23 protein-coding genes are annotated in these 23192 nt (G+C 39.6%); 9 read left to right on the forward strand and 14 right to left on the reverse strand.

Translation table 11 applies throughout. The annotated features are described in order from the left end of the window. Positions 1 to 7: 7 nt before the first annotated feature. From DPC56_RS05775 to ala, 4 genes are all read right to left on the reverse strand, one after another. Positions 8 to 802: an HAD family hydrolase gene (locus tag DPC56_RS05775; RefSeq protein ID WP_112094124.1), complete on the reverse strand. Its 795-nt coding sequence runs from the start codon at positions 800 to 802 to the stop codon at positions 8 to 10. Between the two features lie 33 nt (positions 803 to 835). Next, a complete protein-coding gene (locus tag DPC56_RS05780; RefSeq protein ID WP_112094125.1) occupies positions 836 to 1465 on the reverse strand; it encodes a LysE family transporter in 630 nt (209 codons plus the stop codon). A gap of 9 nt (positions 1466 to 1474) precedes the next feature. Then, entirely contained in the window at positions 1475 to 1597 is a 123-nt protein-coding gene (locus tag DPC56_RS08470) for a hypothetical protein (protein ID WP_281267923.1), read from the reverse strand. Positions 1598 to 1910: 313 nt separating this feature from the next. Next, positions 1911 to 2897, reverse strand: coding sequence for an alanine dehydrogenase (gene ala, locus DPC56_RS05785; protein WP_112094126.1), 987 nt, complete (start codon positions 2895 to 2897; stop codon positions 1911 to 1913). A 76-nt stretch (positions 2898 to 2973) separates the two neighbouring features. On the opposite strand from ala, the gene gatA reads away from it, so the two are divergent. Further along, positions 2974 to 4353: an Asp-tRNA(Asn)/Glu-tRNA(Gln) amidotransferase subunit GatA gene (gene gatA, locus DPC56_RS05790; protein WP_112094127.1), complete on the forward strand. Its 1380-nt coding sequence runs from the start codon at positions 2974 to 2976 to the stop codon at positions 4351 to 4353. Continuing rightward, positions 4350 to 5846, forward strand: coding sequence for an AAA family ATPase (locus DPC56_RS05795; protein ID WP_112094128.1), 1497 nt, complete (start codon positions 4350 to 4352; stop codon positions 5844 to 5846). The genes gatA and DPC56_RS05795 overlap by 4 nt, the downstream gene beginning before the upstream one ends. On the opposite strand, the gene ribB is transcribed toward DPC56_RS05795, so the two are convergent. Genes ribB through sepS form a run of 4 tightly spaced genes read right to left on the reverse strand, consistent with a single transcriptional unit; the run spans position 5841 to position 9137 of the window. Next, positions 5841 to 6530, reverse strand: coding sequence for a 3,4-dihydroxy-2-butanone-4-phosphate synthase (gene ribB, locus DPC56_RS05800; RefSeq protein ID WP_112094129.1), 690 nt, complete (start codon positions 6528 to 6530; stop codon positions 5841 to 5843). The two genes, DPC56_RS05795 and ribB, sit on opposite strands and share 6 nt — an antisense overlap. A 5-nt stretch (positions 6531 to 6535) precedes the next feature. Continuing rightward, the gene (locus DPC56_RS05805; protein ID WP_112094130.1) at positions 6536 to 6931 is read right to left on the reverse strand and encodes a DUF120 domain-containing protein; all 396 of its coding nucleotides are present in this window, start codon (positions 6929 to 6931) and stop codon (positions 6536 to 6538) included. After that, complete coding sequence (locus DPC56_RS05810) at positions 6928 to 7515, reverse strand: endonuclease V (protein ID WP_220084818.1); 588 nt, start codon at positions 7513 to 7515, stop codon at positions 6928 to 6930. Before DPC56_RS05810 ends, DPC56_RS05805 begins: the two co-directional genes overlap by 4 nt. A 26-nt stretch (positions 7516 to 7541) precedes the next feature. Then, on the reverse strand, positions 7542 to 9137 hold the full coding sequence (gene sepS, locus DPC56_RS05815) for an O-phosphoserine--tRNA ligase (protein ID WP_112094132.1): 1596 nt from the start codon (positions 9135 to 9137) through the stop codon (positions 7542 to 7544). Between the two features lie 84 nt (positions 9138 to 9221). Here sepS and tfrA point away from each other — a divergent pair, with 84 nt between their 5' ends. Next, positions 9222 to 10871 (forward strand): fumarate reductase (CoM/CoB) subunit TfrA, encoded by a 1650-nt coding sequence (gene tfrA, locus DPC56_RS05820; protein ID WP_112094133.1) that lies wholly within the window; start codon positions 9222 to 9224, stop codon positions 10869 to 10871. Positions 10872 to 10873: 2 nt separating this feature from the next. Here tfrA and DPC56_RS05825 read toward each other — a convergent pair whose 3' ends face one another. Further along, a complete protein-coding gene (locus DPC56_RS05825) occupies positions 10874 to 12169 on the reverse strand; it encodes an amidohydrolase family protein (protein ID WP_112094134.1) in 1296 nt (431 codons plus the stop codon). 83 nt (positions 12170 to 12252) lie between these two features. On the opposite strand from DPC56_RS05825, the gene hisG reads away from it, so the two are divergent. Both hisG and DPC56_RS05835 read left to right on the forward strand, forming a co-directional pair. Beyond that, positions 12253 to 13116 (forward strand): ATP phosphoribosyltransferase, encoded by an 864-nt coding sequence (hisG, locus tag DPC56_RS05830; RefSeq protein ID WP_112094135.1) that lies wholly within the window; start codon positions 12253 to 12255, stop codon positions 13114 to 13116. A gap of 11 nt (positions 13117 to 13127) precedes the next feature. Beyond that, positions 13128 to 13889, forward strand: a complete 762-nt coding sequence (locus DPC56_RS05835; RefSeq protein WP_112094136.1) for a fumarylacetoacetate hydrolase family protein — start codon at positions 13128 to 13130, stop codon at positions 13887 to 13889. Here DPC56_RS05835 and leuS read toward each other — a convergent pair. Genes leuS through DPC56_RS05850 form a run of 3 tightly spaced genes read right to left on the reverse strand, consistent with a single transcriptional unit; the run spans position 13877 to position 17835 of the window. Further along, positions 13877 to 16711, reverse strand: a complete 2835-nt coding sequence (leuS, locus tag DPC56_RS05840) for a leucine--tRNA ligase (RefSeq protein WP_112094152.1) — start codon at positions 16709 to 16711, stop codon at positions 13877 to 13879. The two genes, DPC56_RS05835 and leuS, sit on opposite strands and share 13 nt — an antisense overlap. Positions 16712 to 16730: 19 nt before the next feature. Then, the gene (gene cutA / locus DPC56_RS05845) at positions 16731 to 17042 is read right to left on the reverse strand and encodes a divalent-cation tolerance protein CutA (protein WP_112094137.1); all 312 of its coding nucleotides are present in this window, start codon (positions 17040 to 17042) and stop codon (positions 16731 to 16733) included. Between the two features lie 13 nt (positions 17043 to 17055). After that, positions 17056 to 17835, reverse strand: a complete 780-nt coding sequence (locus DPC56_RS05850; protein WP_112094138.1) for an NAD+ synthase — start codon at positions 17833 to 17835, stop codon at positions 17056 to 17058. A 208-nt stretch (positions 17836 to 18043) separates the two neighbouring features. Between DPC56_RS05850 and DPC56_RS05855 the strand changes: the two genes are divergently transcribed. The 4 genes from DPC56_RS05855 (at position 18044) to DPC56_RS05870 (ending at position 21426) form a co-directional block, all read left to right on the forward strand. Beyond that, on the forward strand, positions 18044 to 19018 hold the full coding sequence (locus tag DPC56_RS05855) for a TRC40/GET3/ArsA family transport-energizing ATPase (protein ID WP_112094139.1): 975 nt from the start codon (positions 18044 to 18046) through the stop codon (positions 19016 to 19018). Between the two features lie 225 nt (positions 19019 to 19243). After that, a complete protein-coding gene (locus DPC56_RS05860; RefSeq protein ID WP_112094140.1) occupies positions 19244 to 20269 on the forward strand; it encodes a H(2)-dependent methylenetetrahydromethanopterin dehydrogenase-related protein in 1026 nt (341 codons plus the stop codon). Between the two features lie 145 nt (positions 20270 to 20414). Next, complete coding sequence (locus DPC56_RS05865) at positions 20415 to 20621, forward strand: hypothetical protein (protein WP_112094141.1); 207 nt, start codon at positions 20415 to 20417, stop codon at positions 20619 to 20621. 7 nt (positions 20622 to 20628) lie between these two features. After that, positions 20629 to 21426: a radical SAM protein gene (locus DPC56_RS05870; RefSeq protein WP_112094142.1), complete on the forward strand. Its 798-nt coding sequence runs from the start codon at positions 20629 to 20631 to the stop codon at positions 21424 to 21426. A 188-nt stretch (positions 21427 to 21614) separates the two neighbouring features. On the opposite strand, the gene DPC56_RS05875 is transcribed toward DPC56_RS05870, so the two are convergent. Both DPC56_RS05875 and DPC56_RS08505 read right to left on the reverse strand, forming a co-directional pair. Further along, a complete protein-coding gene (locus DPC56_RS05875) occupies positions 21615 to 22388 on the reverse strand; it encodes a DUF4013 domain-containing protein (RefSeq protein ID WP_112094143.1) in 774 nt (257 codons plus the stop codon). Positions 22389 to 22823: 435 nt separating this feature from the next. After that, positions 22824 to 22943: an FmdE family protein gene (locus DPC56_RS08505; protein ID WP_348638837.1), complete on the reverse strand. Its 120-nt coding sequence runs from the start codon at positions 22941 to 22943 to the stop codon at positions 22824 to 22826. Positions 22944 to 23192: the final 249 nt, after the last annotated feature.

Consider the following 23192-nt stretch of genomic DNA (forward strand, 5'->3'; position numbering starts at 1 on the left):
CTACCCATCAAAATTTTATGTCTAAAATTTCTCTTATATTATATATGATGATATCAGCAGCTTTTAAAAGCTTCTCATGAACATTATTACTCTGTTGTAAAGTTAGAACCCCAATATCCGCTTCTTTAAGTGCTAAGATGTCGTTAAGGCCATCCCCAACCATCATGACCTTGTCATACTTTTTCTTAAGCCTTCTTATGACAAGAGCTTTCCCTTTTGCATCTACTGTAGCAAAAACATTTGAAGTTGGTATATTGATTGTGATTGCAAGCTTCTCCAAAGCCCCTTTCCTGTCACCAGAAGCAACATAAATATCCATATCCCTCTTTTTAAGCTCTGATATGACATCTAAGACTTCTGGGAATAATCTACCACCAGCTGTTATGGTAAATTCAACCATTCTTTTTTCTATGTTGAGTATGAACCCTGAACCGCTACATATCTCAATATCATATCCTCTATCTAAAACAGCTCTTATGGTATCCTGTATATCTTTGACTTTACTATTGTCATCCTTTAATATATCTAGGATTTCATCCTTGCTTATATCAATATTGGAGTAGCTTATACCCAAATCTATATTATTTCGTGTTATGAAATCATATATGGTCTGGTTTGGCCTGGCATTAATTATACAAGCTGCAGGGTCTGTCTGGAGGACTACAAGAGCCCTGTTCTTTTTATACTCGACCAGATCTAGTGAACTGATAAAATCACAGATTTTACCTGTTTTAATCCTTTTGATCGCCCTATACCTTTCAGTGAGAGTCCCTGAATTATCAAATACAATAGCTTTTTTCATCAAACTTATTTCTCGTTTTTTATAAAAAAAACATTATGCTATTAAGCGGGTTATTGAAGATGTAAGAATAAAATATAATCCAACTACAATGAGAAAAACACCACAAGCCGATATTATAAACCTGTAACTACTCTTTAATATCGGTTTACCCCTAGCAGAAAAGAATGATACAATACCATACCATGCAAAATCCGAAGACCAATGTCCAATGAGAAAAGCTGCCAATCCAGTCAATTTCGCCAATTCCATACCCTTAAGCATCAATGCAGCGCCTATCGTACCCCACCATATAAAAAAATACGGATTTGAAACACTAGTCACAAGACCTTTAGATACCAAGCCAAAATCCTTAAATCCATCAGATTCCATCCCAGAGCTCGTATCCCGTATCATATTCAAACCCAAGAATATCATAACAGCCCCACCGATCAAACCCACCCAAGCAGAAGCCAAAGAAGAAGTTATCAACCAACCCAAACCCTCTAGTATAAGTAGAATGAGCAAAACTTCCCCTATAACATGGCCTAATACTAATAAAGGGCCCGCCTTAGACCCTTTTTTAAGGGAATCAGAAATCGTCACCGTTAAAAGAGGCCCTGGAGCCATGGCACCTGAAAGTCCGATCATAAAGGAGGTCGCGACGAAAAGTAGAACCTCTATCATCCGATCACACTAGGCGCACTCATTAAGTATTCTCATGATCTGAGTCAAGTGGTAATCTATCCTCTCCATGTCCTCCTTTTTAAGCGTCCTTGTCCTGCTGAGAATCTTCATCCTCTCACAAACATGATCCATACGAATTAAAAGACTACTAATATAAGATTCCATTAAAAACATCCCCTTCCAGCATATCATCAATTATTATATTCTGATATACTTTATTTTTTTCGGCTAAAAGACCCCACCTATAAAAGGAATGAAAACCGGGAAAACTCAAATACTTCTCTTTGAGAATGTTCCCAACATAAAAAAGAGTTCAAAATTGAATTAGAAAATAACCCAAACGCTCATGGACCTTGTATAAATACTGGAGCCACTAAACAACAGAAATTTAAAAGGTAAACCCCCCGACTCAAAAATATTGAGAATCCACCTTGTACAAGGCATTTCATTCCATGAAGCTTATTTCAACTCCCCTTTCCTTCTTTGAAGCTCTCTCATATATTAGCGCTGCTGTTGCCATATCCTGTATCGATAGACCTGTTGAATCAAATATTGTTATCTCATCGCCTTTGATCCTCCCTGGGATTTCACCTATTATAACCTGGCCTAGAGTACCTTCTATATCATCCTTTGATAGTAGACCCTCTTTGAGGGGTACATTTATCTCACCACTATGGGAAGCTTGTTCCCATGAATCCACGAAAACCCGCCCCCTTATAAGGATCTCAGGATCCAATTCCTGTTTGCCAGGGGCGTCGGCCCCGATTGCGCATATATGCACTCCTGGAGGCGTCCACTCAGATTTTATAATGGGTTTGGTTGAAGGGGTTGCCGTGACTATAATATCCTTGTCCTTAACAGCTTCCTCGGCAGTCCTTGCAGGTATAACATCTATACCATACTTTTTAGATGTTTTCTTTGCGAATTCTTCCCTGGACGATGGCGTGCGACAGTATACGCTAACCTCCTCAATATCCAATACGCTTTTAATGGCCATAAGCTGGGTGTATGCTTGCCTACCAGCTCCTATTATCCCAAGTTTTTTCGAGTCTGGTCTTGCAAGATATTTTACTGATATTCCACCAGCGGCTCCGGTTCTCATATCCGTAACCCAAGTACCGTCCATTATCGTAAGTGGAAAACCATCCGCTGGGTCAACTAATTCTATAATGGCCATTACAGTAGGTAGTGAATATTCCTTGGGATTTTTTGGATGGGAGTTAACACATTTCACCCCGGCCACTCCAGGAACTTCTAGGTAGGATGGCATAATCCTAAGATCGCCCATTTTAAAGAATAGATAACTTTTTGGAGGCATTTGGACCCTACTAAGAGCATACTCCTTGAATGCTTCTTCAACAACTAATAGGATATCATCCATGTCTACAAGATCCTTGATGTCACTCTTTTTTAATAGTAGAGTTTTTTTCATCTGCTCACCATAACCAGCATATGTGGATAAAATCTTATATGTGTATAATTTATCACTTTAATAAAGGGTGTTATCAATGGATATCGCTAGTAAAGTTGAATCAATCAAAGACCATGAACTAACAGCAGAAGAAAATGTTAAAAATTTCCTAGAGGTCATAGAAGAAAAAAATCCTAGGATAAACGCTTTCATAGAAGTAAACAAGGAGTATGCTATTAAGAAGGCGGCTGAGATCGATTCAAGAGTATCAAAGGGTGAAAAACTTGGTAGATTGGCCGGGTTAGTGATTGGTGTGAAAAGCAACATTAATGTTAAAGATTTCATGGTCTCGGCAGCTTCTAAGACCCTTGAAAATTACCGTGGAAGTTATGATGCCACCGTCATAGAAAGGATAAAAAGAGAAGATGGTATAATAATCGGGATGACCAACATGGACGAATTTGCAGCTGGAAGCTCCACTGAAACATCTTATTTTGGAGTGACAGACAATCCTGCAGCAGAAGGCAGGATACCTGGGGGTTCAAGTGGGGGTAGCGCAGCTGCAGTAGCGGCTCAAATGTGCGACTTAACCTTAGGATCAGACACTGGAGGATCTATAAGAAATCCCGCATCACACTGCGGCGTTTACGGATTCAAACCAACTTACGGTCTCGTATCCCGACAGGGCCTCCTTGACCTTGCCATGAGCTTCGACCAAATAGGACCATTAGCAAATGACCTATATGGTATAGGCTTGTTACTTGATGTTATAAATGGCTACGACCCCAAGGATCCTACAACAATAGAATCCAATGGGACATCTTTCACCAGATTATTTGATGAAGAGAGATCAGATTTAACATTTGGGGTTGTGAAAGAATTCCATGAGGTTACAGACGATCCAATAGTTGATATAGTAGAAGATACCATCAACTCGATTAAAGAAGAAGGCTATAACGTGGTTGAACTCCCATTTAAGTATATTGACCTTTGCCTGCCAACCTATTATCTTATAAATTATGTGGAGTTTTTTTCTGCAACGAGAAAATACGATGGGAGGAAATATGGTTATAAAATCGAGGATGTCTGCGGAGAAGAAGTTCTAAGGAGGATACAAATCGGATCATATATAAGCCGGAAAGAATTCTCTGGTAAATATTATAGGCGAGCCCTCCAAGCACGCTCCCTTATAAGAAAAGAAATAGAAAAAGTTCTCAAAAATGTGGATGTCATAATAGGGCCTACAGTCCCTAAACTACCGCACAAGATTGGAACATCCATCACACCAATGGAAATGTACTCCTATGACATTTTAACCGTTATAGCGAACTTGGCGGGTATACCAGCTGCTAGCATGAAAATAGGTAAAGTTAAGGGGATCCCTGTAGGTTTACAATTACAGGCCAAACCATTAGAAGATTGGAAAATCATGAAGGCCATGATAGAAATAGAATCGATACTTAAAGGACGAGGATGATGAGGATAGGACTAGCATATTTGAAAGGCTCAGTACCAGCATTTGAAGATTTCGGCAACCTACCCACCGACATCGTCAAAGAAAATGGCCTAGTCAAAGGCGAACCAGCCCACAAGGTACTGGATGGTCTGATAATTCCTGGAGGCAGCATAATAGAATCTGGTTCGATAAGTTCCGATTTTGCCCGTGAAGTCAAAAAAATCTCAAAAGACGGTTTCATAATAGGTATATGCTCAGGATTCCAAGTACTTGGAGAAAAAACTAATATAGGTCGAAGATCCCCCTATCCTATCAAGAGGGAGGGTTTAGGCCTTCTAAATGTTAATTTTGAGCCTATGATAAATAATGATAGGGTTGAAGCTTCTGTTGTTGGCGAATCATTCATGACAAAGGGGCTTGTCGGAACTAACATAATAGGATTTCATTGCCACACCTATGGGGCGATAAAAGGAGATGCAAAGCCCATATTCTACTCAAAAATAAAAAGGAGCGATTATAAGGATAACCCCCAGGAGATCCTCTCAGGGGTTTGTAACGATGAAGGGAATATAGTAGGTACTCTAATCCATGGTTGCCTTGATTACAACCCAAGACTAGTTGAAAACATCCTAAAATTTTTAGATGCAAATGAGACAGATAAAAAAAAGATACTAAAACTTAACAGTCTACTCATCAAAAAGATAAAATCTGAATTGGCCATTGACACGAATATCAAAGTCCCAGATAAGAAAAGAGAGCCTGGCTGTCCCCTTATGATAATGATAGCAAGTACAGGGTCTGGTTCAGGTAAAACATTTATAACCACGGGTATTGCGGGGGCGCTCCGCAAAAGAGGATTCAAAGTCGGGGTATTAAAGGTCGGACCTGATGTAAGGGATATAGTACCTGCACTTTACCTTATAAAAGAGAAAATGGAAGAATATTCCTCTATAAGAATAGCCAAACTTGGCTGGATGCCGCTTGAACATGTTCTAAAGAAATTAAAGGATTCAACCTATGATATTGTTATTATAGAGGGTGTTATGAGTAGCGTAACAGGTATGCTAAATGAGAAGACTCCATACTCATCTGCCGAGATAGCATTCGCCGCCGACATACCAGTAATATTAGTTTCCAATTGTAGTAAAGGTGGTATAGAATCAGCAGCACTTGATATAGTGGCACATGGAAAATTAATGAAAAAACTAGGAATTGAAATAGGGGGAGTTATCCTCAACAGAGTTTACGATGATAGGATATTTCTGAAAGCCTCAGATTTCATAAAACACACGTTAGACTGTGATTTCATATATAAGCTCCCAAAAGTCGATATTAGTGAGAGAGGGGGAACCCCAGAAATAGAAATCAAACTCGAAGATTTTTCTCTCACAGCCCTAAAAACAATCGAAGAAAATATCAACCTTTCAAAGATATGCTCAGTAGCTCGTAAACCTTCATTTAGAGGGTATATTCCAATAAAAGTTTTGGAGGGGAAATTTAAACACAGTTTATAATTCCCCCATTGAAGCTATCATCTCTTCATATGCTTTAATAACTTGTGAACCATCTAGGAAGATTAGATCATGTTCCTCGGCATACAACTGAGCATCCCTAGTACTTAATGAATTACCACTTTTGTTATCCATCATTTCACAACAGACAGCAACCTTCGTCAACCCAGCCATCTCCATTAGGGCTATGCTCATTTCAGTATGCCCTTTTCTGTTGATAACATGACCTGGGGCGGCTCTTAACAATGTCACATGACCTGGGGACCTGAAAAATTCTCCAAATCTTTCATGCTGACCATTTTTACATAATAGTGCGAGTTCCCGTATTGTCAACGCCCTGTCGTTATCTGTTATCCCTGTAAATGTTTTTCTGTGGTTTATTGTAATGGAAAATGCTGATTTTTCATCATAGGGTATGTCATGGGGTGATAATCTTTTAAGCACTTTATATTTTTTGCTTGCAACCTGCATTATATCAGTCATGAATGGTATCCCAAGTTTTTCCGCGTTTTCTGCTGATACGGGGGCGCATATTAGGCCTCCTGCATCGTTTCTGAGTATTTTTATATGTTCGGGTGTTACGAACTCCGCAGCTAATATCATATCTGTTTCTCTTTCCCTGTTTGCAGCGTCAAAAACTAGTACTATTTCACCTTTCCTTAGTGACCTTAGTGCCTCTTCGATCATTGTAATCACGACTTATTTTTTTTACAATCGTCTAGGTATAGGGTGACGGTATCTCCATCCTCTAATTTAAGTGTTTGGCGAATATAAACTGGTGCTATGAATTCAAGTATACGCTGTGAGTGGTGTGTTTTAACTGGGAATACTAGAGCTCCTTTGATTTTATTATTAAAGGTGGACTTTATATATAGTACATCTCCAAATTCGCCTTTTCCTTCTATTTTCTCCGCACCTCTTAGACACTTTCTTATAAGAGGGACATGCTCTTCCTGGATTATTATATTAAGGGTTCCAGGATACGGTTCAAATCCTAGTTTTTCCTTGAATTGGAGCTTGTATAATTTCTTTGACATGTAATAAGCTCCTTCACCAGATCCTGATGTTAAAGTCCCCTTGATTTTCATTTTAGTTCCTCTTTAGCCTTTTCTGTGCAAAATATGTGGGCTTGTCTGAGGGGTTCTGGCATCTTATATATACTTGTATTTTTAACTACTTTCACAGCAGTTTTTAAACTTATTTTATGTCCTACACTTACAACCATGCCATTGACTATTTTACCTTCAACTCTGCCATTTATTTTTAAAAGTGAATTATCCCTTTCAGCTTCTTTTATGGGCTTTTTGGTGATGCCAATGGTGGGCTTCCCGAGAAGAACTCCAACATGACTCGCCAATCCAAAACCTCTTGGATGTAATGTGCCATTCCCATTAACCATTAGAACGTCAAATGGATGTTCTAATTCTTTAACAACATCTAAGATAGCATCAGCTTCTCTGAAGCCTAAAAACCCACTCAGATATGGTATGGGTAATTCCACTTTCTTGTATTTTTTTTCAAGGACTTCTAGTTTAGAGCCCATTATTACGGCTGCTGCTATACCCTTATTATTCACTGTGAAGGAAACATCTGCACCACATATATTTTTAAAGTGCGAAATAACATCCTCTTTGATAACCTTCTTTGACCATTCACATTGTAAACGTGCCATTGTATCTATGATACGATTCCAGTACATTATTTTATCCTAGCTTTTATTGTTGAAAATGTGGGTCCTCTAAGATCTATTACCTTGTTTTTACTTGTAATATATCTCATACCAACCTTGTCTAATCTCAGGTTGAGGTCAGATAGTGAACGTGCAATAGCACTTCTAACCTTAACAGCATCGGAACCTGTCACCACCATCTCCTCGATCTTATATGCGGCTTCTGCGGCAAGGGCGTCCATATAGGCTATCCCAGTATCTATACCTTTCTTCCTAGCCTCTTTTATAAGTTTTGTGTCAAGTTTCTCCTCCTCTGGAACCCCTAGTATGTTCCCATCATAAATAAATATTCTATTATTCGCAGCGGGGCCCAAAAGACGGGTGTTTTCTTCCACTTCAACAGCCTCTACATTAACATTTTTCCCTAGGAATTCGCCATCATATACTGTGAAACTGCAAGGTGAAGGCTCATTTCCATGTTTTCTCCATACATCTATTATCTTCTCCATGAGCCTCCGGCCATCTTCTGTTACAGGATACAAGTTTATCCTGAGCATGCTTGCAAGTTCTCTATCAGAAAGCTCCCATTCCTTGTATATTTGGGGATAAACCATCTCTCGTATATCATTTTCTCCTGCTAATATCATTGCGAGCCTTTCAACTCCGAGTCCAAGGTTCATCACATCCTTGTCCACACCATACTTGGAGAGTGCTATTGGGGAATATAAACCAAAGGTTGCGATTTCAACCCATTCTCTAAGCTTGGGATGGTAACCATAAACTTCTGTCTGAGTCCCGGGAATATAATACTTTGACTTTTTCTCATCAGGGAGGAACTTGAACTTAGAGAATCCAAAATGTTCCAAGAGGCTCTCTGAAACGGCTTTACCAACATCTAGTGCCACTTCTTCATCGGCTATTACACAAGAGGCTGAATAATATGTCATAAGATGGCTGGAATCCTCTCTCTGCTCTCTCCTAAAACACCGGTCTATTGAGAACAATTTTAAGGGGAGCTTACATTTATCATGTAAATACTCTAATGTTATAAACCAGCCAGATGTCATATGTGAACGTAGTGTATTCTTTGTAGGGATGGGTTTCAGATCCTTTATCTCAGGGAAAACCCTTTCAAGCACCCTTAGACCGGTTTCATCACTCACATCAAGTGCTGATGACACCTCCATTACTAGATCATCCCCTGCAAGAATACCTTTCTTATATGATCTGAAAACTTCCTTTAGATTGTCTATTTTCTTATCATCAATTTTAACATCCAATTTTCTGATTTCATTTATCTTTTCAAGGCCCAAGCCTATGTCTGGGCGGGGTAATCCTGCAAGATAAAAGCATCTGTCAAGTATTGCAGGGGCCTCGGGTCCAAATTGTTTGTAGATATGTTCTTCATCAATGAACACGGGGTTAACAACCTCATCAAATCCTAGTTTAAGATAAGCATCCCTTAATCTCCATATTGTATCATAAAGGATGTGGGGTTTTCCTATTTTAAACCTTAGACGGGGATATTCCATGTCGTGGTGGGGTTTCTTGAGTAATTTGCCGGTTTCAGCCCATGCCTTTTCAAAATCTTTCCTAGCTAGTTTTATTATATCCTTTCTTTTCAAATCTAACCCCCATTATCCCTTTTCCTAATATTTTTTTCATCTGTCTATAACACTTATAATATGTAACTAGGTAAATTATAGATTATGGAAAGCGAAGTGTATCAATGTGATGTTCTCATAATAGGCTCTGGTGGTGCTGGTAGCCGAGCGGCCATAGAAGTATCAAAGCATGGTCTTGAAGCCCTGATAGTATCAAAGGGTCTATCCTTCAAATCAGGATGCACTGGGATGGCAGAGGGCGGTTATAATGCAGCATTCGGTTTCGTGGATGCTGAAGACGACCCCGAGATCCACTACCAGGATACTATGAAGGGGGGTGGATTCTTAAATGATCCCAAACTTGTAAGGATCCTAGTTAATGAAGCACCTGATCGTCTTATAGACCTTGAAAATTACGGGGCTCTATTTGATAGGCAAGAATCAGGGATACTTGATCAGAGACCATTCGGAGGTCAAACATATCGTAGAACATGCTACCAGGGTGACAGGACAGGACACGAGATTATAACAGCACTGAAAGAGGAGATAACAAGGAGGGGTATAGAAACCCTAGACGAGATCATGATAACATCTCTAATAGTTGACGAGGATGAAAGGAGCGTACAAGGTGCTATGGGCATTTCATTAAAAGATTCAAGGCCTATATGCTTTAACGCGAAATCCACTATACTAGCAAGTGGAGGTGCTGGGCACATTTATCCCGTCACTTCAAACACACTACAGAAGGGTGGTGATGGTTTCAGCATAGCCTGGGACGCTGGTGCAGAACTTATCGACATGGAACAAGTCCAATTCCACCCCACAGGGATGGTATGGCCAGAATCTCGCAGGGGCGTCCTTGTGACAGAGGCTGTGAGGGGTGAAGGTGGCATACTCCTAAACAAAGATGGTGAACGTTTCATGAAAAGGTATGATCCTAGATTAGAGCTTGCAACAAGGGATGTTGTCTCAAGGGCTATCTACAACGAAATCATGGAAGGACGTGGGACAAAGAATGGTGGCGTTTACTTGGATGTAACCCATCTACCAGATAATGTAATAGAGGAAAAATTAGAGACAATGTTCTTGCAATTTTTGGATGTGGGTGTTGACATCCGAGAGAAGCCAATGGAGGTGGCTCCAACAGCCCACCATTTCATGGGTGGTGTTAGAATAGACCCATGGTGTCGTACAAATCTTAAAAACTTATTTGCAGCTGGTGAAGTGGCTGGTGGTGTCCATGGGGCTAACAGGTTAGGGGGGAATGCCCTAGCTGACACCCAAGTCTTCGGTAGACGAGCAGGTATTTCAGCCACAAAGAACGCCCTTAAAAATGATTTCAAACTCAACAGAGAGCATGTGGAAGCTGAAGAATATAGGATAAAGAACAAGGTCAGGGAAGGCGACCTAAGACCAGCAGAGATTAAAAGAAGATTACATGATACCATGTGGGAAAATGTCGCCATTATAAGAGATGGAAAATCCCTCAAATCAGCCATCTCCACCATAAGATCACTCCAAGGAGAACTTGAGAGATTAGATGTCCCAGAGAGTAGCAGATTCAACAAGTACCTCCAAGAGGCCTTGGAGGTCGAGAACATGCTTAAAACAGCGGCGCTCGTAACAAGATCAGCCATAATCCGCAAAGAAAGCAGAGGATCCCACTTTAGAAAAGACTACCCAGAAACAAAGGATAAATGGAAAAAAAGTATCGTGTTAAGTAAAAACAAGAAACCATACTTTATTAAAAGATGAGATCATGCCTTAGAGATTAACTCTTCAGCTGCATTCTCTGCAAGTTCAATAACATATTTTTCATCCAATGATTCTAATTTATCATTTTCCATTAGAATTTCACCATTGCAGATTACACTTTCAACATCACAGCCAGAAGCGGCATAGACAAGATGGGATGTCGGATTCCTCCAAGGGGTGATACTACTTCTCCTAGTATTTATAAGGGCAAGATCTGCCTTCTTATCCACTTCTATAGTCCCGATCTCATCAGCCATCCCAAGCGCGGCAGCCCCATTTATCGTAGCCATTTTAAAGACAGTCCCAGCATCCAAGGCTGTTGGATCCATTTTCTTTATCTTTTGCAGTAATGCTGCTATCTTCATCTCCTCAAGCATGTCCAAGTTATTATTCGAAGCAGCCCCATCAGTCCCAAGGGAAACACATACCCCCATATTTATAAGTTCTTCAACAGGTGAAACCCCTGATGCCAATTTCATGTTACTAGCAGGATTATGTGACAATTTAACACCCCTTGACCTTAGAATATGAATTTCAGATGATGAAAGCCACACAGCATGTGCGGCGATAACATCCTCACCAAGAAAACCAATCTCATCAAGATAAATGAACGGCCTCTCACCATACTTATCCTTCACTTGTCTGACCTCATCTTCTGTCTCGGCCACATGAATATGTATAAGGAGTCCATATTTATCTGCAAGACTCCTCACTTCATCTAAAAGCTGTCTGGAACAAGTATATGGACTGTGAGGTCCCAAGGCAACTTTTATCCGTCCATCAGCCATCCCATGACATTTTCTGATTATCCTCTTCGATTCTTTTATCTCAGCCTTCCTCTTTTTTTCATCACCAAAATCTATCATCCCATGGCTTATCACAGCACGCAGACCGCTCTCCTTCACGGCCTCCGCCACATGATCCATATAAAAATACATGTCATTGAATGTTGTTGTCCCAGACTTTATCATCTCCACACAACCCAGAAGAGCCCCAGCATAACAATATTCACCATTAAGATGCGCTTCGAGAGGCCAAATATAATCATTAAGCCATTTTTCAAGTTTAAGATCATCAGCAATCCCCCTGAAGAGTGTCATTGAAAGATGAGTATGTGTATTCACAAACCCGGGGATTAAAAGTTTCCCCTCCGCATTGATCACCTTGTTAACACCTTCTGGGCTGATACTAGGGGATATTTCCTTTATTTTATCATTTTCTATCAATACTGAACCCTTCCTTTGACCATGTGCATCTAAAATCTGAGCATCCTTTATTAGAATGTTTTCTGTCTCCATTAGAATCCCCCCTCGTATAATTAAAATTTAAGTAGAAGCTATATAATCTTATCCCCCAGACTATTGATTAAAGGGTGATTATATTGAAGATTAAAATGGCGATCCCATCAAAGGGTAGAATAAGCGAACCTACCATAAGATTATTGGAAAAAGCAGGCATTGGATTAAAGGACACTTTGAAAAGAAGATTATTCTCACAAACAGAACATCCAAACATTGAGGTCATGTTCACAAGGGCCACTGATATACCAGAGTTTGTTGCTGATGGCGCGGCAGACCTTGGAATAACAGGCCTAGATCTTATAATGGAAAGGGGAAGCAATGTTAAAATCTTGGAAGATCTCAAGTTTGGAAGGGCGAAACTCGTATTAGCAGCCCCTGAGGATTCAAATATAAAAGATCCAGAGGATATCGAGGACGGATCTATAATAGCGACAGAATTCCCCAAACTAACAAGTCAATACTTAAAGGAGAGGGGTATAAACGCTGAAATAGTTGAACTCAGCGGCTCAACAGAAATAGCACCATTCATTGGAGTTGCGGATCTTATAGTGGACTTGACAAGTACTGGTACAACCTTAAAGATGAACCATCTTCGTGTCGTGGACACAATCCTCAAAAGTTCAGTGAAACTCATAGCAAATCATGAAAGCTACCATAAAAAGAAAAAACTTATCGAGGAAGTTAGAACAGGCATCAGAGGGGTCTTGGATGCGCAAGGCAAAAAACTTGTAATGTTAAATGTCAACCAAGACCAGCTAGAAGCTGTTAAAAAAGTCATGCCTGGGATGACAGGCCCTACGGTATCTCGGGTCTTATCTGATAATGGTATAGTAGCAGTGCATGCAGTGGTGGATGAAAAAGACGTGTTCAAGGTTGTTAATGAACTTAAACGTGTCGGTGCAAAGGATATCCTTGTAGTCCCCATCGAAAGAATAATACAATAGAGGTTGATAAATTGAAATTTCTCAGATTCCAATACAACAATAAAACAAGGTACGGTTTTATAGAGGATAATAGGATCATAGAGGTGTCGGCAGAGGATTATTTGAACGATAATCACAAAGGATTAAGAAAATGCCCGGTTAATGTGAAGATTCTCCCCCCAGTGAATCCCTCGAAGATAATATGTGTAGGCCTCAATTATAAGGACCATGCGGATGAATTGGGAATGGAGATCCCAGAAGAGCCCATCATATTTTTGAAACCCCCAAGCAGTATTATAGGAGACGGCGAATTTATAATTTATCCGAACATGTCCCGCGAAGTTGACTATGAGGTGGAATTGGCGGCTGTAATATCTAAAGAAGCTAAGAATGTGGGTAGAGAAGATGCTGAGGATTTCATAGCAGGTTACACCATATTAAATGATGTTACAGCTAGAGACCTTCAAAGAAAGGATGGACAGTGGACGCGCGCCAAAAGCTTCGACACATTCTGTCCAATCGGCCCATGGATAGAAACAGATATCAACCCACATGAACTCGAAATATCCCTACATTTAAACGGAGAACTCAGACAATACTCAAACACTCAAAACATGATCTTCGACGTATACGAGCTCGTGGAATTCGTATCAAATATAATGACCCTAGAAAAGGGGGATATCATCGCAACAGGAACGCCCCCAGGCGTAGGCTCTATGAAACCAGGGGATGAAATTGAAGCATCCATAGAGGGTATCGGAACGCTTAAAAATAAGGTGATCTACTCTAAGTAGATCGCGGGCTTATAAGGGATGGCATTTTTAGCTTTCCCCTCCGGATCATACTCAGCATCTTCGTGGATCATTATTCTTGCATTAACTTCTGCCTCTATGTAATCTTTGGCATCGGATAATATCTTATGCTCATCAACACGTCCAGGATACTCTCCCCTCACAATATCTTTAATGACTCTCTTTATGAAATCTGCCAGCTCCTTCTTATCATCATGTATCCCCTCAGAGATGGCGCGTCCCATCAAAGCCCCCATATCAGGCTTGCCAATCTCATAAGCCATCTCTAATACTCTCCATTTCCATTCAGGGGCAACATATACATGCACTTTCTCAGGAGTTATATTTAGGATCTTTTTAATCTCCATTATATCCTTAACGGTCTCTTGGACCATCTCTTCGGCTTTTTGGATCTTTAAACTTATAAATTCTTCATAGACTCTTGGCCAGGGCGCTTCTGATACGAAACCATCGCCAACATATTTCTCCCACATTTCTTCTGCAGTATGTGGAATGAAGGGTGACATTAAACGAATCCATACACTTAGAAGGTATCTGAGAACATCCTTAGCCTCTTCATCCACACGATCCCTTATACGTTTCATATAATGATCAACATCTTTCCTCAACAAAAAAAAGGCTTCCTGGAGGGCTCTTCTCGTCTGAAATCCTTCAAGAGCCTTCGTAGCCTCTCTTATCCTAAGGTTTATCCTGTCCATCATCCATTTACCAATAAAAGATGTCGGCTCCGGGATTTCTGAAACTGATAATCTCTCTGACCCTATTATATTGAAAATTTTCTCCCCGAACTCTCTGAACCATTCAAGGCGCCTTTTAGTGCCTATAACCTCCTTTTCCCTCCAGTCAAAGTCTTGCCATGGCTCTGCAGATGACATTAGAAATAGTCTTACAACATCGGCTCCGTGGGCTTCTATAGCATCTGATAATAGTACAACATTCCCCTTGGATGATGACATTTTCTTTCCTTCAAGCAAGCCCATGCCAAATACCACTATGCCCTTGGGCCACTTGGATGGTGGGAATATGGCGGAATGATGGAACAGATGGAACGTGAGATGGTTACCTATAAGGTCTTTTGCTGATAATCGCCAATCTAGAGGATACCAGTAATTGAATTCCCTCGAAATCCTATTAGCCATCTTTTCATCTATTTTAAGTTTATTATCTTGGTCTAGGAAAATTTTGTCGAAGAATTCATCATTTAGGGCATTAGCTGGTAATTTTTTCAAATGCGGTGCTATGGTATAATATGACATGTAGATTGTTGAATCACTTAAGGGTTCTATTATCCAGTCAGGGTCCCATGGTAGAGGCGTTCCAAGGCCTATTCTCCTTGCGCAGGCCCAGTCATCTAACCATTCAATGTAATATTCGAAGTTTGCCTTCACTTCCTCTGGCACTATTCTGAGGGAGTTGAGGCATTCTAGGGTCAGGTTTTTCCATTTTTTGTCTGAGTATTTTATGAACCATTGGTTTTCCATTATCTTAACGATGCAACGGCTCCCGCATCGGCAGATCACAGGATGTTCGGCGAAATCAAAGATTTCATCGGCTTTGCCTTCTGATTTTAGGCGTTCTGCTATCTTCTCACGGGCCTCTGCCACTGGTTTACCACCATATTCTGGTATGTGTTGACTCATCTTACCTTTGGCGTGTTCGATCTTGTAGAGTTCGTTTGTGGCATCATCTAATTTTGGATCTTTTTGATTTTTTATTTTGAATTTTTTGATGATTTCGCAAGCGGGACATTCTCCATAGTCTTCAATTGTTATTACATTCACTGGTTTTATCCCTTCGAGCGTATTTTCTATTTTGTATTTTTTTTGTAATTTTTTATCCTTTTTTAGGTCTCGGAGTGCAATGTAATCTGCTGGTGCATGTGCCGGGACTGAGAATACGACGCCTGTACCGTATTCTGGGTCGACGAAATATGCGGGTAGTATAGGATGTTTTTCGCCCGTCATGGGATTTTTAACATTTGAACCTATCAGTTCTTCTGGGTTGATCTCCTCTATGATTTTAGTGTCCTTTTTTTGTTGTGATAGGTTCTCATATGATTTTTCGCTTATAATCCATTTCTCCCCATCCACTTTCACTTTAATATATTTTTCTTTTGGGTTTAACCAGAGGTTTGTGGCTCCGAAGATGGTTTCTGGGCGGAATGTCGCAGCTACAAGGTATGAGTCTTCTAATTTGAATTTGAGTATTGTGAGTTGGTTTATACCCACACCTTCACCTTCTAGGAGGTCATGGTCTCCTACTGGGTTTTCACATTCTGGACAATATTTTACTGGATGTTCTCCTTTGCGGACTAATCCTTTCTCTTTTAATTTTTTTATCTGCCATTCGATGAACTTCTGGTATTGGGGGTCTGTTGTCTTGAATTCTCTTCTCCAATCGATTGAGTAGCCCATTGCTTTCATTATCCGCTTGTATTCTTTGCTGAAATATTCCACGATATATTCTGGGTCTGTGAATTTTTCCAGTTCCTCTGGGGGGACCTTGTGGACTTCCTGGTATATTTTCCACGTCCATGGGTCTTTTCTCTGGATTCTCCTAGCTATTCCAATGACTGGGGCGCCTGTCACGTGCCATGCCATTGGGAAAAGTACATTATAGCCTTGCATTCGTTTAAACCGCGCATACACATCTGGTACAGTGTAGGTTCTCCCATGGCCTATGTGCATGGCACCGCTTGGATATGGATAAGCCACTGTTAAGAATAGTTTCTTACCACCTTGTGGGTTGGCTTGGAAGATCCCTGCTTTTTCCCATTTTTTCTGCCATTTTCTTTCGATATCCAATGGATCACCGCCCAAATAATCATCTTATTTCCCCTAATAACCATTTGAGGTAATCTTCTGATCCTCCTTTGATGGGAATATGGATGATGCATGGGTTTTCATAACTATGTAGGGCTTTGACCCTTTTTATAATTTCTTTAACATTTTCTTCTATGGTTTTAACTATTAGTATGGACTCTTCATCCTCTTCTATTTTATCATCCCACCAATAAAATGACTTTATGGAAGGTATTATGTTCACACACCCTGCTAGCCTTTCTTTGACTAAAATTTTACCTATCCTCTCTGATTCTTCTAGCCCAGACGTTGTTATATATACCATGGCAAACATATTCTACCATCCTTTAGAATTTGATATTCGGAACCTCTGGGGGGTTTATTTTATGACGAGAGTTTTTGACCATCATTCTTATACGTTTAACTTCTCCTATGGGCGCTTTTACCCTTTCACTTATATTCTGGTCATCTAAGCCCTGGTCTACCATCAAGTATAATATCCTATCAAGGATGGGATATTTTATACCAAGTTCTTCTTCGTCAGTTTGTCCATACCATAATCCTGCAGTTGGTGTTTTCTCTATTATCTCCACTGGCACCTTTAGTTTTTCTGCTAGGAGTTTAACATGGCTTTTGTATAGGCAGCCTATGGGTAGTATGTCCACGCCACCATCACCATATTTCGTAAAGTAACCAACTAGGAGTTCTGTGCGGTTGCCAGTGCCCACGACAAGCCTATTCAATGAATTGGAATGGTAGTATAATATCATCATCCTCATACGGGCTTTAAGGTTGCCCCTTGCAAGTTTTGTGCTCTTATGATAACATAGAGACTTGAAAGGTTCGATTAGAGGGTCTATTTGGATTGTCTCATTTTCTATACCTAGGATTTCAGCTACCATACGCGCATGTTTAACATCAATGAGACTTGTAGTCCTCGCAGGCATTACAATCCCTAAAACCCTATCAGGGCCCAGTGCTTCCTTGCAAAGATAGGCTGTGACTGTTGAATCAATCCCACCACTTAAACCAAGAACCACGCCATCGACGCTGGCCTCTTCAACCTTATCTTTTATAAATTTTTTAATCTGATATATTACCTTCTCATTAATTGGGGGGAGATCCATCTTGGTACACCATGAATCCTTATTTTAGAATCAACTTATACCACATACAATCCTTTTGAGGGGATCCCATATACAAGGAAGGTTCATCAAATTATTTTATGGAACATTTTTTTGATGGAAATTTTAATATATAGTATACTATATTAGGTTATACGATCCACTTATAAAATAATAGGATCTTATTCTAAACATCTATTGGAGGTATGCAATGGCATTCAAAGACTTGTTCAAATTTAGCAAGGGAAAAACAACATTCATATTCGTAGGAGGTAAAGGAGGGGTGGGTAAAACCACCATATCAGCTGCAACAGCACTCTGGATGGCCAAATCCGGCAAAAGGACGCTTGTAATATCGACAGACCCTGCACATTCGTTATCCGACTCATTTGAGAAAAAGATAAGTCACGTACCAACCTTCGTCCGAGAAAACTTATATGCGGTTGAAATAGACCCAGAGATTGCAATGGAAGAATACCAGGAAAAACTAAAAGAACAAACAGAGGCAAACCCTGGCATGGAACTTTTACAAGAACAAATGGACATGGCATCCATGTCCCCAGGAATCGACGAAGCAGCAGCCTTCGACCAATTCCTAAAATATATGACAACAGATGAATATGATGTTGTAATATTCGACACAGCCCCCACAGGCCACACTCTTAGACTCCTTTCATTCCCAGAAATGATGGATTCTTGGGTGGGGAAATTAATAAAATTTAGAAGACAGATAGGAGCATTTGCAAAGGCATTCAAGAACATCCTACCATTCATGGGAGACGAGGAAGAAGAAGACAGAACATTAAAAGACCTCGAAGCCACAAAAAAGAAGATCAGCGAGGCAAGGGCTGTTATGTCAGACCCTGAGAGAACATCATTTAAGATGATCGTAATCCCAGAGGAAATGTCAATCTACGAATCCGAAAGGGCCATGAAAGCGCTTGAGAAATATGATATCCACACAGATGCTGTTATAGTAAACCAGATACTTCCAGAGGAAAGCGACTGCGAATTCTGCAAAGCAAGAAGACGACTACAACAAGAAAGACTAGAAATGATACGAGAAAAGTTCAGCGACAAGATATTGGCACAAGTTCCATTACTCAAAAAAGAGGCGAAGGGCATGAAAACATTAGAAAAAATAGCTGAGATACTCTACGGCAAACCGTTAACAGAAAAAACATGAAAAAATAATACGACACTTCCGCCCCCAGTTTTCCATGAGAAGTCTCAAAAACCTCTAAACAAAAAAATCCACCAATACTATTTAAATTTTTAGAGGCGCCTCCACTCCCAAACTAAATTATTATATTTCCCCATTATGAACTCGGATTTTAACCAAGGAAACTAAAAATTTATAAAACAAAGTGGATAATCTAATCACATGAATTAATAAAGGGGTTGGTTTGAGATGAAAGTAGCAGTTTATGGTGCTGGTAATCAAGATCTTTATGTTAGACATTTGAATTTACCTGAAAAATTTGGTGGAGAACCCCCATTCGGTGGTAGTAGGATGGCAATGGAGTTTGCAGAGGCAGGTCATGATGTCATCCTCGCAGAACCAAACAGGAACATATTAGAAGATGAACATTGGAAGATGGTGGAAGATGCAGGGGTCAAAGTGACAGATAATGATATCGAAGCCGCTTCTAATTCAGAAATCGCCGTACTATTCACACCATTCGGTAAAAAAACTTTCGAAATTGCTAAGAACATAATATCACATCTTCCAGATGGGGGGATCATATCAAATACTTGTACAGTCTCTCCAGTAGTATTATATTACGTCCTTGAAAGGGAAATTAGAAGAGAAAGACAGGACATTGGGATCGTATCCTTACACCCAGCGGCCGTGCCAGGAACACCCTACCACGGCCATTACGTGATTGGTGGACGTACAACAAGCGAACTTGAACTTGCAAGCGAGGAACAGATACAAAAATGTGTTGAACTATCTGAGAGCTGTGGTAAAAAAGCTTATGTAGTCCCCGCTGACGTTTCAAGTACAGTTGCAGATATGGGATCCCTAGTCACAGCTATAACACTTGCAGGCGTCCTTGACTATTACTATGTTGGCACTCAGATCATTGAGGCCCCAGTAGAGATGGTTGAAAAACAGATACTGATGACACTACAAACTGTAGCATCCCTTGTGGAATCATCAGGAGTCGATGGAATGCTAAAGGCTATAAACCCGGAATTGTTAGTCAAGAGCGCAACTTCAATGCACCTACTCAAAGAACAGGAAATATTAGACGCGGCACTAAACATGCTCTCCAACTTGGATGACGATGTCATGAAATGGATTGAAAAAGGTGAAATAAAACATACAGATCTCGTAGCTGCCCAAGCACTTACAAAAGAGCTTAAGAATCTCATGGGGGGCATGGCAGCTGAAGGTACTATCAGACGTTGCATGAGAAAAATGTTCGAATAGAAAAACCCACTTTGATGTCTTTTTTATCATTAAATCCCCTGGGGGTGGATACTTTCTCCTGGGAGGCCTATTTTTTCTCTTTTGATCATTACCGTGGGGAATACTTTTTTAATCTAAATAACATATAATTTTTTTGGTGTAATAAATGACAATAGATGAATTAGACCTTATTGAAAAGGTTTACGAGTTGAAGATAAAAAATAAAAAGGAGCTTGCAGAAGAGATCCTGAAAAAATCTAATGAAGGATATGATATTTTATTCTTGTGTACAATAGTTAATTCATGGATAGCGCAAAATTATAAACCGGGAGAAATCAAAGTCCCACTCACCATAATAAGAAATGTGAAATAGGGATACTGTGAAATACAGACACATACCATTTATCACATTATCAGAGATCGCATGTAGAGTCTGGATAACATTATCAGGTTGCAATTTCAAGTGTAGAGGATGTTTTAGTAACGCGAGAAAACCCACAGGAAAACCCCTAACCACAGAAGAACTCGTGAAACTCGTGAGAAAATCGTCCCAAGAATATTACGGAAAACTCCCAGAAGAGATCCTCATAACAGGAGGAGAACCAACACTAGACAGAGACTACCTCATAGAGCTAATCTCCAAATTAAATTTTGCACATATCATACTAGAAACTAACGCATATCTACTCGACGAGGAATACATCAAAGAGCTTGTCGAGGCGGGTGTAAAAGAATTCATGGTCGACTTAAAAGCAATAGATGATAAAAAACATAAATGGTATACCGGTTTCTCCAATAAAAAAATCTTAAAAAATATAAAAACAATCCAAGAAAACGCTAAAATCGTCATAAAAACTCTGTACATTCCAGGATTCGTTGAAGAAGACGAAATAAAAAAAATAGCCAAATATATAGCATCCATCAACCCCCAGATAGAATATCGCATCAACGACTTCAAAACAAGACATGGCCTATCCAGAAATCCAACAATCAATGAAATAGAAAAAGCATATAAGCTTGCGAAGAAACACCTCAAAAATGTTATTATAAGCAGAAGTTGCAGAAGAGAAAGCAAGCCCCTAAAGAAAAAAACATGGATAACGGTATTCCCAGACGGCACACTCAAAAAAAGATCAACAAAAAACTACCAATCTTATAGAAGACACCTGCCACAATAGACCATCCAAAAAAACTCCAAACGCATAAATGAGCGACACACCCCACTCCCAAGTAGATCTAAAAGAAAATACAAGCCTCAAATCAAAAAACCCACAACAGCATATCCTTAAAGGAAGCGGATATTATAACCATGTCTTCTAATAAGCACAGTATATCAACCAAAAAAAAAGAAAGTGGGAATTGGAGTTTATCTATCTGAATATAACCGGCCAAGTGCCCTAGCATAGAAGAGCCGAAGGTAAGGAACCACAAAGAGGCCAAGAGGCAACAGCATGATTATTAACACAAGTATAAATCCTGCTGATGCGATTTCTGGGGTCATCTGAGTTATTGCTGCTACCCCAAATAGACCGGCGATTGGTAGTAAGATAATGCTTAATGCAGCCATGGTCACGATGTATGCACCTGTAATTACTATTGTAACGCCTATGATCCAAATGATATACTTTAACCATGAAATCTCTGATATAACATTTAATATTTCCCCGATGCTGAAAGCTGCTCCTAAACTGTCATTGAACGCCATATGAGCTATTGCAATATTCTCTACTAGTCCAAATATAATGACCAGGATAATCCCTATTACTATACCAATAAGCGCAACAGTAGGGTTTGACCTGGTTAGTAAAAGGATAATACTAGCGGCTAATACTATCGCTGGTATTATCATATAGACTATGGCTACAACAAAAACTTTGAGTCCGTCGATTAACATGTCACCCCATTCATCAAAGTCCGGAAGCTCATCAAAACCAGCTACTGTGGCCTTAATAACCCTTAGAGTGTACCCATAAACAAGGAATATTGGTGGGATTAGCAGAACACCTATTATGAGGGATGTTCTCAATGTTAAGAGGGTTAGCAGATTAATTATTATGATGAATATTCCCAATGTTAAGACTTTCTTTAAGTTCGATCCTGGGTAATCAAGGGCTTCGCCCACAATTTCGCCAACATTCATATTTACACCTCCTAAACCATGATATTCTAGGATTTTATTAAATTATTGGTACAGATTGCGAAATTTGAAAATGCTTTATCAGAAAAACTATTAGATGACTATATATGAGGTCATTGGAGGGTGCGCTGGACAATGCTTATATAATTGTGGTTAACTAGGTATTGAAAGGATTTTTTCAATGCCATTACAAAAAAAGGTGAACTAGTTTTTAACTGTATATACAAATGGGGATCTTGTTTTTTTTGAGCAAGTATACATATTCTGCCATTTTTTTGTCATTGTGTGGTGTTCTGCTATTAATTCGTTGCATTCTGCGCATTTTAATGAATTGTAGATCCTTGCTTTTTTGGGGTTTCATCTTCACTTTTCTGACTGTGAAAAATTCATAGAGATTTTTCGGGTAATTCTTTCCTCTTGTTTTTTGAATTTGTCCATTCATGTTCTGATACTTTTTCTTGTTCTTCGATCTATGAGGCTGTAGACATGTTTCCCATGATCTTTGAATAGTAGGTTTTCTTTGCCTGAATTTGCATCTGGTCCTGAATTGTATTGCATCTAAGTAACTGTTTTCTACAACGATCTTCCCCCAATCTTCAGATCTTTCAAAGTTCTCAGTTACAATTTTCACCAATTTTGAATCCAATCGCTGTCCTTGGACAAGAATGACAATGAAAATTAGCAATATCTTATTTATTATCACTCCAATCTATTTTCAATAGACTCTACAAAAACTTTGTTATTACTTTGTATTTAAATTTGGCGGGAAAGTGTAATAATATATGTTTATATATTATTATGATGGTA

The organism is Methanothermobacter tenebrarum, assembly GCF_003264935.1.
Classification (GTDB): Archaea; Methanobacteriota; Methanobacteria; order Methanobacteriales; family DSM-23052; genus Methanothermobacter_A; species Methanothermobacter_A tenebrarum_A.